This window comes from Anaerocolumna sp. AGMB13020, assembly GCF_033100115.1.
Taxonomy (GTDB): Bacteria; Bacillota; Clostridia; order Lachnospirales; family Lachnospiraceae; genus Anaerocolumna.
The window spans coordinates 2,040,602-2,055,212 of record NZ_CP136910.1 but is presented as its reverse complement, the minus strand read 5'-3'; the positions used below and the strand labels follow the sequence as shown (position 1 = coordinate 2,055,212).

9 protein-coding genes and 1 other annotated feature are annotated in these 14,611 nt (G+C 40.0%); all 9 genes read left to right on the top strand.

Going from position 1 to position 14,611, the window contains the following annotated elements:
- Positions 1-22 precede the first annotated feature (22 nt).
- The 9 genes from R2R35_RS08115 to sigF all read left to right on the top strand — a co-directional run bounded on the left by R2R35_RS08115 (position 23) and on the right by sigF (position 14,418).
- On the top strand, positions 23-3,640 hold the full coding sequence (locus R2R35_RS08115) for a DUF5717 family protein (protein WP_317733992.1): 3,618 nt from the start codon (positions 23-25) through the stop codon (positions 3,638-3,640).
- 64 nt (positions 3,641-3,704) lie between these two features.
- A complete protein-coding gene (locus R2R35_RS08110; protein ID WP_317733991.1) occupies positions 3,705-5,858 on the top strand; it encodes a DUF5716 family protein in 2,154 nt (717 codons plus the stop codon).
- A 27-nt stretch (positions 5,859-5,885) separates the two neighbouring features.
- Complete coding sequence (locus tag R2R35_RS08105; RefSeq protein ID WP_317733990.1) at positions 5,886-7,031, top strand: hypothetical protein; 1,146 nt, start codon at positions 5,886-5,888, stop codon at positions 7,029-7,031.
- 380 nt (positions 7,032-7,411) lie between these two features.
- Positions 7,412-7,624: a binding site (T-box leader), on the top strand.
- Between the two features lie 119 nt (positions 7,625-7,743).
- Positions 7,744-10,404, top strand: a complete 2,661-nt coding sequence (locus R2R35_RS08100) for a valine--tRNA ligase (RefSeq protein ID WP_317733989.1) — start codon at positions 7,744-7,746, stop codon at positions 10,402-10,404.
- Positions 10,405-10,647: 243 nt separating this feature from the next.
- Complete coding sequence (locus R2R35_RS08095; RefSeq protein WP_197032622.1) at positions 10,648-10,791, top strand: hypothetical protein; 144 nt, start codon at positions 10,648-10,650, stop codon at positions 10,789-10,791.
- Positions 10,792-10,966: 175 nt separating this feature from the next.
- Positions 10,967-12,370 (top strand): tetratricopeptide repeat protein, encoded by a 1,404-nt coding sequence (locus R2R35_RS08090; RefSeq protein WP_317733988.1) that lies wholly within the window; start codon positions 10,967-10,969, stop codon positions 12,368-12,370.
- A 459-nt stretch (positions 12,371-12,829) separates the two neighbouring features.
- The gene (locus R2R35_RS08085) at positions 12,830-13,216 is read left to right on the top strand and encodes an STAS domain-containing protein (RefSeq protein ID WP_317733987.1); all 387 of its coding nucleotides are present in this window, start codon (positions 12,830-12,832) and stop codon (positions 13,214-13,216) included.
- 22 nt (positions 13,217-13,238) lie between these two features.
- Positions 13,239-13,658: an anti-sigma F factor gene (gene spoIIAB / locus R2R35_RS08080; RefSeq protein WP_033164866.1), complete on the top strand. Its 420-nt coding sequence runs from the start codon at positions 13,239-13,241 to the stop codon at positions 13,656-13,658.
- Positions 13,659-13,704: 46 nt separating this feature from the next.
- Positions 13,705-14,418, top strand: a complete 714-nt coding sequence (gene sigF / locus R2R35_RS08075) for an RNA polymerase sporulation sigma factor SigF (protein ID WP_442872276.1) — start codon at positions 13,705-13,707, stop codon at positions 14,416-14,418.
- Positions 14,419-14,611 lie beyond the last annotated feature (193 nt).

Sequence of the window (14,611 nt, the reverse complement as noted above, 5' to 3'; positions counted from 1 at the left end):
ATCAAGGTCTGAGGTGAAATGGTTGAAGGAGAAAATAAAACAGCTGGCTGAAGGTATCTTTGAATACGAAGCACCTTTTTTAGTATTGTCTGAGAAAGAGTTAATTATAACGGTAGATGCAGGCGGCTGCTATACAGGCTCTCTCACTGTCGAGAACTCACTGGGAACTATAGTTAAGGGGCAGTGTTATTCTACCGGTACATTTTTTACTTTGAAGAATAAGGAATTTGAAGGTGTACGGAGCGAGATTACCTTTAGTGTTCAGGGCAGGAATCTGACGCCTGGAGATATGATACGAGGAGAACTCCATATTGTAAGTACCAGCGGAGAGGCAAAGCTGCCGTATTATATATCCGCAGAACCACCGTATCTTAACTCCTCTCTGGGTAAAATCAAAGACTTCTTCCACTTTACCAATCTTGCCAAAGCAGACTGGGCAGAAGCAGTGAAGTTGTTCAAATCAGAAGAATTCAGAGAGTTCCTAAAATTTCGTGATAAAAAATATCTTACCCTCTATGACGGCTTACGAAAGAGCAGATCCTATAGTCAGGCCCTGGAAGAATTTCTGGTTACCGTTCGTAAGAAAACCCCAGTTAATATTATTGTTGATAAGAATATTTTAGAATATGAGGTCAGCACAGAGAGCTTTATGGACAAAGTGACCCTGATGAAGGATAACTGGGGTTATGAGGAGATAAGGGTTACCTGGGATGGAGATTTTATTATTCCGGAGCATAAGATTATCTGGTCAGATTATTTTGTAGGAAATGTCTACCCCCTGGAGTTTGTAATACAGCCGGAAAAGATGCGCAGAGGGAAGAACTACGGAAGGCTTATACTTACGTCTGTCCATGAGACAATTGTAGTAGAAATAGTCGCTGTTAAAAAGCCCGAAGAGAAAGAAAATACTCGTAAGAAACCACAAATCAGGCGAAAAGTCACTGCCTGCGTGAGAAATTACCTGGATTTTCGTAAAAACCTCCTGAGTCCGGAGGAATATACAGAGAAGACAGAAGTAGAATTACATGGTCTGAAAGTAGGGGACAAAGAGAATATCATGTGGTATAAGCTTCTGGAGATACATCTTCTTCAGGTAAAGGATAAGGATTCAGAAGAAAGACAGGAGGAGTTAAAGGAAGCTTTAAACACCCTGAAAGCTGAAATCCTGGAGGGAAAGCAGACCTCACTTGCAATCGTCTGCGCCTTCTGGTATCTAACCGCTTTGGTTTACAAAAACAGCGAGGCCTCAGAGGCAGCCTTAAAGGAAATACAGGCAGCCTACCGCATGAATTCCTCAGACTATCGGATTCTGTGGTTTCTCTTATATACGGATAAGAAGTATGAGAGCAATAGAAATCTGGCTCTGGATATGATCAAGAAGCAGTATTACAACGGCTGCCGCAGTCCCTATATGTATCTGGAGGCCTTCATGATCTTACGTGAGCATCCGGTCTATTTAACGGAACTTGGGGACTTTGAAACCCAACTTATTTTATTCGGGGTGAAGGAAGAATACATAAGCGAGGAACTGGCGGGACAATATGCCTACCTTGCAGGGAAGAAAAGAGATTTTACAAGAGGTGTATATCTATGCCTCTCATTGTTGTACAATTATTTTTCTGAATTGGATGATACAGCGGCTCCATCTGTACTTATCAGTATCCTTTCCGCAATTTGCAGTTTGCTGATCAAAGGACATAAACGTGGCAGGAAGTATTTTGCCTGGTATCAGCTGGGAGTCAGGGAACAGCTTCGGATCACAGAATTGTATGAATATTATCTCTATTCCCTTGAGGAGGAGCAATATACACTGCTCCAGTCAAAACTGCCTCAGAATAAGCTTCCGCAGCAGGTGCTTTTGTATTTTATCTATAACAGCAGTTTAAGTGATAAAAAGAAAGCTTTCCTGTATGCTTATGTGATTCAGAACAAAGAGGAATTAGGCCCAATATACAAAAGCTACAGCAAGAAGATAGAGAACTTTGCGGGACGAATGCTGAAAGAGCATGCCATAGACAGGAATTACGCAGTTATTTATGAGGAGCTTATTACCTTAAACGGATTAACGGAGGAGATTTCAAAAAATCTTCCTTTTGTAATGTTCAAACAGGAGCTGTGCTGCAGTAATAATGCAGTAAAAGGTGTAATAACCATTCATGGGCAAACGGGTGAAGAGGTATACACACCACTTGTCTCAAATACAGCAAATATAGATATCTACATGGAGAATTATGAAATACTGCTGGTAGATTCACAGGATAACAGATATTCCAATACCATAGAGTACACCCTTTACCCTTTCTTTAACAAAGATAGTTATCTGAAGGACTGCCTGCTGCATAACAGCCAGAATACCATGGTGTTACTGTATTATGCGGATAAGATTGACACTTATCAGAAGTTTGACCAGGCCTCTGTTGTAATCCGCAGGAAACTGTCAGAGGTTCCCTCCCTTAAGGAAAGTTACAGGAGTAAGCTTTTAATGGAACTGGTATCCTTTTATTATGACAATTTTCAGGGAGAGCTGTTAGAAGAATACCTGATGCAGCTAGATCTGACGAAGTTAAATAAAAACGACCGCTTAAAGGTCATGGAACTGCTTATAATCAGAAACTATAATGAGGAAGCGGAAAATGCCCTTTATGAATTTGGCTTTGAGGGTATACAGGTCAACAGGCTGCTAAAGGCAGCAATTAATCTTCTTGGCAAATATACGGAGAAGAAGGAATTCTTATTAAAGCTCTGTCATTTTATTTATAAGGCAGGTAAATACAATGAAGAAATACTGCGGTATCTTGCAGAATACTATGAAGGAACCACCGGCGAGCTCTATAGTTTATGGGAAGCAGCCTTAAGCTTTGAGATTAATACCTATGTACTTGAGGAGAGACTTCTGGCGCAGATGCTGGTAACCAGGGAGTATCTGCTGAACTCACCGGAGGTATTCCTGAAATATTATCAAAGAGGCAGTAACCGTAAACTGATACGTGCATTTTTATCCTATCATGGTTACAAATATCTGATGAACGGCAGAATTCTAAAAGCAGAGTTATTTGACGTTATGAAACGGGAACTGATCTATGAGGAAAACGATGTCTGCATGCTTGCTCTGCTTAAGAAACTATCGGAAGAAGAGTTTTTTGAAGAAAGCGAGAAGGAATTTGTGGATTATAACCTGCAAAGTTTTATAAGACGGGGAATTATCCTTCCATTTTTCAAAAATTTCAAAGGAGTTATACCGTTAAATCCAAAAATAACCGAAAAATACTTAGTGGAATATATCGCGGATCCTTCCAGCAAGGTTATCATACACTACCGGCTGGAAAACAAAGAAGAAGAATTTACATCGGAGGAAATGAAGGATATGTTTCTTGGAATACGGGTAAAGGACTTTACCGTATTTCAGGATGAGAATCTGCAATATTATATCTCAGAAGGCGACAGCCACCAGACCAATATTACGGAGAGCGGCAGCATAAAGGCTGAGCAGGAGATGCAGCTGGAAGAAGATACACCGCTGGATCAGATTAATTTTATGCTTACGGCTTTGGAAATGAACGATAACACCAGCGTTCTGGACAGTATGTGGAATTATGGAAAAAACAGGCACCTCATTATAGATTTATTTAAACCCATTTAGAAGCGTTGCACGAAAGTGTGTATTTAAAACATACTCCACCGTGCTGAACAGAAAGGAGAGCTGTATGACTGACAGAAAAAAACTTCTGTTAGGGATTGATTTCGGAAAGGATTATATCCAGATATGTTTTTATAATCATAAGACCATGGAACCGGAATCCATAACCTTAAGCCAGGGAAAGTATCTCTATCCGGCACTGGTAGGAAGTAAGACAGGTGGTAAGGAATGGGCTTACGGAGAAGAAGTTCTGAGCCTTGAGCAGGAGGGCTTGTGTCAGAAGGCAGATAATCTGCTTGAAAAAGCTATGGCGGGGGATGAAATTCTGCTATATGATAAGGCTTACACGGCAGCCTTCCTTCTGGAAAAACTCTTTCGTAAATGCCTGACCCTTGTTACCTTGAAATTTCCCGGCGAAAGCATCGGTAAAATAACCATAACCGTAAAAAAGTTAAATGAGAATCTAAAAGCAGCACTTACAGAAGCTTTTTATAATATGGGAATCAAAGAGGACAGGCTTGTTCTTCAAAGCAATTCCCTTAGTTGTGAATACTATGCTCTCAGTCAGAAAAAGGAGCTGTGGCTTAATGATGTAGGGCTATTTCATATGGATGAAGAGGAATTTTATTATAGTCAGATAAGCATAAACAGAAGATTAAGTCCCATACCAGTTGGAATAAGCAGAAGAGATTTGAGTGACATCTTAAGCCTGGAAGAAGTGGAGAAGGATGACAGAGAGCGGGCAGAGTATTGTTTTCTTAATCTTGCCAAAGGAATTCTTCATAAGCAGCTGATTTCTACTATTTATGTAACCGGAGCAGGTTTTGAAGGTGACTGGGTCGACAATGCCCTTAAGGAACTATGTACCGGCAGGAGAGTATTTAAAGGACAGAATCTATATGCCAAAGGAGCGTGCTATACCTCCAGGGAAAAAGAGAATGAACAGTCCGGTGCACTAAAGGAATATATCTTTCTGGACTCAGACCGTATAAATGCCCTTATAACAGCAGCGGGTTACAAGGAGGGTGAAGCGGCAGATATTCCGCTTTGGGACGGTTATAAGGCCTGGTATGATATACCCTGCACCCAGGAATTCATTATAACAGAAAGCAATGTTATAAATTTGCAGGTGAAGGATTTATTCACATTAAAAAAGGAATATCACCAAATAGTTCTGGAAGGCTTAGAGGTAAAAAAAGATAAGTCAGCACGTGTAGAAATATCCCTGACTTTTCAGGATGATAGAACAGCGGAAATAAAAGTAAGAGATACTGGTTTTGGGCAATTCAGAAAGTCTTCCGGCTTAAGATGGGAAAAACTTATAAAACTCTTTGAGGATGCAGATAATACAGAAAAAGAGAGTGCTGGAGTGCTTATTTTATGCGATAAGGTCAAGGCAGAAGTTCCTTACCGATTTAAAATAACCGGCACGGTTGTTCATAATACAGAAGAACTTTATTATTATATTCATCATAATTTCCTGCTCCTCACAGATGAGCTTTTGGAGGAGGAATTTCTTCTTTGGGTAGAACGGGAGCTTAAGCAAGTTGAAAAAGCGTTGAAGCTAAGAGAGATAAAAACGATGTTATCCGGCTATGAAGCACTTTTGGAAGCTGCAGCGGTTTTCTTGCTGGATACAGATTATTATACAAAGACAGAAGCTGAAGAATTTTTGAATAAGCAAAAGGAACGAAAGAATATCTCTCCTGCAGAAATGGCATTAAAAAAAGGAGATTCCTTTTTAGCCCATGGGCAGTATGCGGATGCAGGATTGATCTATGAAATCCTGATAAACAATCACAGCAATACGTTGACTACAGAGGTTACAGGCAGAATTCGTCATAATCTTGGAATCTGCAGGCTTCATCTGGAAGGCTTATTAAGAGCTAAGTCAGAGTTTATGGAAGCTTACCGTTTAAATGGCAGTGAAGAGTCCAAAAGACAGTATTACCTGTGTGTACTGCTTTCAGGGGAAACGATGGAAGAAGCAGACTTATCAGATGCTACAGAAGGTAATCAGAAATTAGTCCATGAAACCTATATAGAAACCTTAAAGGAAGAGATACAGCAGAGCCTGTTACGCTTTAAGGACAGCGATAATTATATGAAATTAGCGGCTCTTAAGGAAGCAAAAGATACCGGAAGGCTTAACGATTTCAAGCGGGAAGTTAATGATATAATAGCTCTATATAAAGAAGAGTACCGCAAAGAGAATTCATAAACCGGTTACGGAAAGGAAATCAGGCACATGGCATTTAGAAGACGTAAGGCTTCAGAGGAAAATAAGAAGAGCAAGACAGAAGAACCTTTAAGCCTGACAGTAGATAAGGCAGAGCATTCCAAATACGCGATAGAAGACAGCTGCCAGCAAATCGTAGAAAGTACTTTGCAGGCACAGGAAATGAAGACAGAGCTGCAGGCAGTAACCCATTATATCAGTGATATACAGAAAATTGAGGCATTGGACCGAGAAGACAGAGAGCTAATCAATGACCTAGCCAGAAAGATTCTGACATTGTCAAAAGACAGGGAAAGATATAAGAAAGGCACCCGTAAGATTAAAGATACCCAATATCATAATCTGGCTAAATTTGAAGAAAGCATTCCCCTGGACCTTAGGAAGATGAAAGCCTGGGAGGCTTACAGCTTTGATATCGAAAATGATATGAAATATCTGGACAGTGAGAGAGCAGCTTTGCTGCATCAGAAAGAGGATGCAGAAGCCAATCAGAAAACTCTTGGTACCATCGGGATAACTACCAGTATACTCTCCGTTCTTTTATTTCTGTTATTTATCTGGGTAAACCTAAGAACCGGTGCAAACATGCAGCTGCCTTTTCTTCTAACCATAGCATTAGGTGCAACTGCAGCAGCTTATATATTTATACGTGCCAGAGAGAACAGAAAAGATATGGCCGATGCAGAAAAAAAACTGAATCGTGCAATTCAGCTGCTGAATAAGGTAAAGATTAAATATATCAATAATACCAACGCACTGGATTACTGTTATCAGAAGTATATGGTAGACAGTTATGCCCAGCTTACTTATCTTTGGGAAGAATATAAGAAGGAAAAGGAAGATGAGAATAAGTATAAGGTCAGCAAAGAACAGACAGAATACTATAACAGTGAAATTATCACGCATCTGAAGGCTGCAAAAATCACAGATGCCAAGATCTGGATATATCAGTTGGAAGCCTTGCTGGATTCAGCAGAAATGGAGAAGTTAACTACCACGCTCCTTGACAGAAGGCAGAAACTAAAAGACCGAATTGAACAGAACAACCTGCTAAAGGACAAGTGTCTTGAGGATATCGAGAAATTCACCAAAGAAAAAGAAGAGAACAAAGAATATGTATCAGAGCTTCTGAAAAAACACGGAATAAATCTATAAAGAATCGCATACCAAAAACTACGAAGTTATCATTAGAATACCCCAGATGAGAGTGGCTTACATTTAGGAATTTTCCATTGAAGGGTTCCTTAATGACACTTAAATGGCAGCAGTTGTCCCTAGGTGAAAGGATACCACTGTCTGAGCGAATTTCAGCGAGTTTGGTATCCTTTTACCTGCCCAGGGAACAACTTCTGCCATTTTAGTGGAATTTGGAACCCTGAACAGGAAAATGCATAAATGTAAGCCACTCTCATCGTACACCCCCAAAGACATCCGTCATCCCATCAACCAAAATTTCTCTCCCCCCAATAACCAACATTTCGTACTTGACAGAAGAAGAAAGTTTTCATATGATATTTATATTGATTATAGATAAAACAAAGGTAATGATGGAGAGGATTAGACGGGTAAGTGTATCAGAGAGGACAGTTCAAGGCTGAGAGGCTGTCTTACTTACTGCTTGTTGAAGGTAGCTCCTGAACTGTGTTTCTGAAAGCCGAGTAGGAAATGCCGGGTAGTCCCGTTACAGATTAAGAGGCAGCAGATTATAGCTGTGAACAAAGGTGGTACCACGGTTCTTCGTCCTTTTAGACGGAGGGCCTTTTTTTTGTCTTTAGTGAACAGGCCATAAGCTAAAAAATCAGAAAGAAATAACTGCCCCGGAAGCAGAAAATAAATGCCGCCAAGAGCGGAGGAATGAGAGGAAAGAATGAACAAGGAATTGGAAAAGAACTATAACCCCATGGATATAGAAGACAGGCTGTATTCAAAGTGGATAAATAAGAAATATTTTAAAGCAGAGGTGGATAAACGTAAAAAACCTTTCACCATTGTTATGCCCCCGCCCAATATCACAGGTCAGCTTCACATGGGACATGCCCTTGACAACACCATGCAGGATATACTTACAAGATTTAAGAGAATGCAGGGGTATAATGCGCTTTGGCAGCCCGGCACAGACCATGCAAGTATCGCAACAGAGGTTAAGATTATCGAACAGCTTAAGAAAGAAGGAATTGATAAGAAGGACCTTGGAAGAGAAGGTTTCTTAAAGAGAGCCTGGGAATGGAAAGATGAATACGGCGGCCGTATTATCAGCCAGCTTAAGAAGATCGGTTCCTCCTGTGATTGGGAAAGAGAGCGTTTCACCATGGATGAAGGCTGTTCCGAAGCAGTAGAGGAAGTATTTATCCGATTATATGAGAAAGGACTTATCTATAAAGGTTCCCGTATCATTAACTGGTGTCCTGTCTGCAAGACCAGTATCTCAGATGCAGAGGTAGAACATGAAGAACAAAACGGACATTTCTGGCATCTTCTTTATCCTATTACAGGAACAAAAGAGTTTTTAGAGGTAGCTACAACAAGACCTGAAACCATGTTAGGTGATGTGGCTGTAGCGGTACACCCCGAGGATGAGCGTTATAAGGACCTGATTGGCAAGACGGTTATTCTTCCTTTCCTGGACAAAGAGATACCCATTATTGCGGATACCTATGTAGATAAGGATTTTGGTACCGGTGTTGTAAAGATTACACCTGCTCATGATCCGAACGATTTTGAAGTAGGAAAAAGACATAACCTGGAACAGATTAATATTATGAATGATGATGCCACCATCAATGAAAAGGGTGGAAAATTTGCAGGAATGGACCGTTATGCAGCCAGAAAGCAGATGGTACAAGAATTAGAGGAGATGGGACTCTTAAAGAAAGTAGAAGACCATGTTCACAATGTAGGTATCCATGACAGATGTAATACAACAGTCGAACCCTTAATCAAACAGCAGTGGTTCGTTAAAATGGAGGAACTTATCAAACCCGCAGTAGATGCGGTAAAAAACGGTGCTATAACCTTTGTACCGGAGCGTTTTGATAAGATCTACTTTAACTGGACGGACAATATCAGAGACTGGTGTATCTCCAGACAGCTCTGGTGGGGACATAGAATACCTGCTTACTACTGTGACAAATGCGGCGATGTGGTTGTGTCAAAAGAAGTGCCGGGAACCTGTCCCAAATGCGGACATAATCACCTGGTGCAGGATGAGGATACGCTGGATACCTGGTTCAGCTCAGCCCTGTGGCCTTTCTCCACCCTTGGATGGCCTAAGAACACAGAAGATCTTGAATACTTCTATCCTACCGACGTACTGGTAACCGGTTATGATATAATTTTCTTCTGGGTAATACGTATGGTATTCTCCGGCTATGAATATACTGGAAGAGCACCTTTCCATAAGGTACTGATTCACGGATTGGTTAGAGATTCTCAGGGAAGAAAGATGAGTAAGTCCCTTGGAAATGGTATCGATCCGCTCGAGATAATTGACAAGTATGGTGCCGATGCCCTTCGTCTGACATTGATTACCGGAAATGCACCAGGAAATGATATGCGTTTCTACTTAGAGAGAGTTGAGGCAAGCAGAAACTTTGCCAATAAGGTATGGAATGCTTCCCGTTTCATTATGATGAATCTTGAGAAAGCCGAAGCGGCAGAAGGAGACAAGGTTCTCTTAACAGATGCGGATAAATGGATTCTGTCCAAATGCAATACACTTGTAAAAGAAGTAACGGATAATATGGAAAGCTTTGAGCTTGGTATTGCCGTACAGAAAATATATGATTTCATCTGGGAGGAATTCTGCGACTGGTATATCGAAATGGTTAAACCCAGACTTTACAACGATGCTGATGAGACCAAAGCAGGTGTTATCTGGACCTTAAAACAGGTGCTGGTAACTTCCTTAAAGCTTCTTCACCCTTATATGCCTTTTATCACAGAGGAAATCTACTGCACCTTATTAGAAGCAGAAGGAAAAGACGGAGAAGCAGAATCCATTATGGTATCGGATTGGCCGGTATTTGATGAAAAATTCAATTTCAGCAAAGAGGAAGAAGCAGTTGAATTAATGAAGGAAGCAGTAAAAGGTATCAGAGCTGTTCGTGCCGGTATGAATGTACCGCCTTCAAAGAAAGCTTCTGTGATTATCGTAACGGAAAATAACAGAATAACGGAAATCTTTGAGAACAGCAGAGCTTTCTTTGCAACTCTTTCCTATGCTTCAGAAGTAACCATTCAGAAGAATACCGATGGTATACCTGCGGATGCAGTTACAGCGCTTATACCGGAGGCTGTAATCTATATGCCTTTTGCAGAACTGGTTGATATCGAGAAGGAAATAGAAAGACTGAATCAGGAAAAGGCTCGTTTAGCCGGTGAGTTAAACCGTGTGAATGGCATGCTGGCAAACGAAAGATTCGTAAGCAAAGCACCGGAAGCCAAGATTCAGGAAGAGAAGGAAAAGCTTGCAAAATACACCCAGCTTATGGAACAGGTGGAAGAACGTCTTAAAACTCTTACGAAATAGTTAAGATAAGAGGTAAAAATTCTTAGGGTATGAGATTACACTTGATTTTTACCCATATAATGGTTAAGATAGAAAGAAAAGAACGGAAATAAAAAGCTAATTTAATATGGCATTTTAGATCTGACAGAAAGTAAAAAATTAAATCAGCTTACAGATACATATTGCATACAAGATTGTGATATGTATATATAGTGGGTTGCAGAAAAAAATCGAGTGCACCGGAGCGCACAGATAGGAGTCAGCATGATTAATTTTGATGAAGAAATCGCTAAATTTCAGCCAAGTCTTGAAGTAGATCAGGTGGAAGAAGTAATAAAAAGTAATGATCTGTCTGATATTACAGATATTATTAAGACCATGCTGAAGGAGATCAAAGACAAGAATTAAAAGGTGTGTTTAAAAGCTCATTGCACCCTTCTGCCGGCGCTTTTGGCAAGCAGGTGCAAAAGTTTTTAAATACACCCTGGATGTTCTTAGCAGAGCGAAGAGCGATGGAAAATAAGAATGGAAAGGAAGCCACAAGAGATTCCTTTGCTCGTATGACAAGTGGCAGGAAGATAACATGATATGTCCGGTATGCAATAAAAGCGTTCAGGGTAAGAACAACCGCTGTGAACGCTGCGGGGAAGACTTAACCGTGTATGCAAAAATAAATTTAATGTCCAACCGTTACTATAATGAAGGACTCCAGAAGGCAAAAGTAAGAGATTTGTCCGGTGCTGTCATTATATTAAAAAAGAGCTTGGAGCTGAACAAGAGAAATACGGATGCCAGAAATCTTCTGGGCCTTATTTATTATGAGATGGGAGAACCTGTCGCTGCTCTGAGTCAATGGGTAATCAGTAAGCATTTACAGCAGGAAAATAATGATGCGGACAGATACATGGAATTAGTCCAGGCTAATCCTACCAGACTTGAGAACCTGAACCAGACTACCAAAAAATATAATGCTGCCTTGCAGTCAGCCAAGCAGGGAAATGAGGATCTGGCAATCATACAACTGAAGAAGGTTGTTAATCTGAATCCTCACTTTGTGAAAGCGCTTCAGCTGCTTGCCTTGCTATACATTAAGAGCGGTGAGCTTGACAAGGCTCTTAAGAATCTGACCAAAGCAAGTAAAATAGATGTATCCAACACAACCACCCTTAAGTACATGAGGGAATTGAATGAGCTTAATCAGACCGCCGGTGAAGATACCAGGATAGAAAAGAAGGAAGAAAGAAAGGTTGTTGCGGAGCCGGTAGTCTTTGGTCATACTCCTTATAAAGAAGAAAGACCTAATATATGGCCTTTTGTAAATCTGATAATTGGTATAGCTATTGGTATTATGGGTGCAGCCTTTCTATTGGTACCAACTGTTGTCAACAATTACGAGAGCAAATCATATGCGCTAAAGACGGAACACAGTGCACAGATTAATGAATTGGAACAGAAGTATGACACTGCAGTAAAGGCCAAGGATGAACTGGATACCCAAATTGCTGCGCTGAATAAACAGATTGAGGAACTAAACGGCAATCAGGTAGATGATACAATCTATGATCAGCTCTTTAAGACAGCAGCTTTATACGTAAATGAACTACAAAAAGGTACTTCCCAGATTAATTATGTTACTGTGGCTGAGCAGCTGGCAAAGGTTAACACGGATAAATTAGAGAAACCTCAGGCCCTGGAGCTTTATAACCAGATTAAAGATGCAGTAGGAGAAAAGGCAGCTGCGGCATTGTATAATGAAGGTTATGGGCTGTATTCTAACAGAAAGTATGATGAAGCGCTGGAGGTATTGCTTCAAACCTATGAACTGGATAATACCAACGCGGATGCACTTTATTTTATTGCCAGGTCTTATCACCAAAAAAGCGATTATGAGAATGCAAAAAAATATTACAACCTGATAATTGAGAAGATTCCTGAAACAAACCGCCGCTACAACCAGGCACAGGAAAAATTGCAGACCTTGCCCTAAAGATAAAGCAAAAAATCAAATATAAAATCTAATATAGAATCAACCAGGAGAGACAATTCCAAAAATTATTTGGAATTGTCTTTTCTTATAGACGGATGAGAAAATATATGTTAAAATATGTAAATGTAAACTTCTGGGTTTTATAACTTTTGTTAAAGCTCCATTTTATAGCGAATTAATGAAGGTTATGGAGTTTCTGTAAGAGAAAGGAGATTTCCGAATCTCCTGATTTGAGGGTGCTAAAGCACAAAGATGGGAGTTAAGATATCACTTGAAGCACTATTTGAGTTGAACATTATTTCATTCTTATAGACGAAGAAGCCTGAACGCTTTTAAGCCTATAAAAACGAAATTTTAAACTTCAGATATTTCAAATGGTATATGAAAACGATCCTAACGGATTACACCTGACTCTGTTTAAGAGACAGGTAAAATTAAATGTCCGGAAAAGAGGTATGCATGGATAAGAAAGAACCGTTAAAGAGAAAATCAGAAATAAACAAAAAGGAGGCGGCGGAATACCATGTAAAAGAGAAGTGTCTGATAATACAGGTGAAGCAGGATCTGGATCATCATAATACCCTGTCAATCCGGGAACAGTCGGACAAGCTGCTAGACAAGGGACAGATTAGGAATATTGTATTTGATTTCAGCGGAACAGATTTTATGGATAGTTCCGGAATCGGTGTAATAATGGGACGTTACAAGAAAATAGCACTTTCAGGGGGAAAGATTTTTGTAACCGGTATAAACAATAATTTAGACAGAATTTTCAGAATGTCCGGCCTTTACCGGATCATTCCGAAATTTGATTCCATAGAAGAGGCGTTAGCTAAGGGAAGATAGGTGTTTAAACAGGAGGATATGTATGGATACCAACGAAATGTTATTAGAGTTTGACAGCAAATCTGAAAATGAAAGCTTTGCAAGATCAGTTGTGGCAAGTTTTGTAGCCCAGCTGGATCCTACACTGGAGGAAATATCCGATATCAAAACTGCTGTTTCAGAAGCTGTAACCAATGCCATTATACATGGCTATGACAAACTCAAAGGTAAAGTGATTGTTTTTTGCAGGATATTTGGACATGAAGTATATGTAGAGGTACGGGATCAAGGTCAAGGGATAGGGGATGTAACGAAGGCAATGGAGCCTCTGTTTACCACCAAGCCGGAGGAAGAGAGATCCGGTATGGGATTTTCTTTTATGGAAGCCTTTATGGATGATTTGGAAGTAGAATCGGAAATAGGCAAAGGGACTATCATAAAAATGAAAAAGAAAATCCACTAGGGCTTACATCCTGAGGAAACCTCATGAGCAGGAAGGAAGTGAAACAGTGGATACAATCGAATTAATCCGTTTATCGCAACAGGGAGATAAGGAGGCAAGGGATAGGGTAATAACGGAGAATGTAGGATTGGTATGGAGTATAGTAAGAAGGTTTATGTCAAGAGGGCATGAGACGGAGGATTTATTTCAGATAGGGAGTATCGGACTGATAAAAGCAATTGATAAATTTGATATGAGCTATGATGTAAAGTTCTCCACCTATGCAGTTCCTATGATAATGGGAGAAATAAAGAGATTCTTAAGAGATGACGGTGCAATTAAGGTGAGCCGTTCCATGAAGGAAACAGCCGGCAAGATTCGTGTTATCAGAGAAAGGCTTGGAAGCCTGTATGGAAGAGAACCTACCTTAGAAGAGATAAGTAAAGAATTGAATCTGGCAAAAGAAGAAGTACTAATGGCATTAGAATCAGGTGCGGAAGTAGAATCACTCTATAAAACAATTTATCAGGGAGACGGAAATGCCATCTATCTGATTGATAAATTGGAACAAACCAATGATGAAAGTGAAAATATGATTGACAAGCTTGCTTTACGAGAGACCATAGCATCACTGGATGAGAAGGATCAGGAATTAATCAGGCTTCGATACTTTATGAATAGAACACAGACCGATATCGCAAAAGAAATGGGAATTTCCCAGGTTCAGGTATCACGATTGGAAAAGAAAATACTCTTGAAAATGCGTGAGAAAATGTCCTGACATTGGCTGATATTACCAGTATATAATAAAGCGGTTAACAGATAATAACAATTATATAGGTATTTATGATAGTAGGAATCATAAATACAAGAAAAAACAGCATCAGTAGAAAACACTGCTGCTGTTTTTTATTTACAATTTTTAGCCGGCTTTTTTATTGGTTGCATTAAGCTATCAGACAATGGATTTTATA

Bases quoted from the DNA above. Each gene is read 5' to 3' on its own strand.
- R2R35_RS08110 (WP_317733991.1), top strand. From the start codon at position 3,705: ATGACTGACAGAAAAAAACTTCTGTTAGGGATTGATTTCGGAAAGGAT.
- R2R35_RS08105 (WP_317733990.1), top strand. From the start codon at position 5,886: ATGGCATTTAGAAGACGTAAGGCTTCAGAGGAAAATAAGAAGAGCAAG.
- R2R35_RS08100 (WP_317733989.1), top strand. From the start codon at position 7,744: ATGAACAAGGAATTGGAAAAGAACTATAACCCCATGGATATAGAAGAC.
- R2R35_RS08095 (WP_197032622.1), top strand. From the start codon at position 10,648: ATGATTAATTTTGATGAAGAAATCGCTAAATTTCAGCCAAGTCTTGAA.
- R2R35_RS08090 (WP_317733988.1), top strand. From the start codon at position 10,967: ATGATATGTCCGGTATGCAATAAAAGCGTTCAGGGTAAGAACAACCGC.
- R2R35_RS08085 (WP_317733987.1), top strand. From the start codon at position 12,830: ATGGATAAGAAAGAACCGTTAAAGAGAAAATCAGAAATAAACAAAAAG.
- spoIIAB (WP_033164866.1), top strand. From the start codon at position 13,239: ATGGATACCAACGAAATGTTATTAGAGTTTGACAGCAAATCTGAAAAT.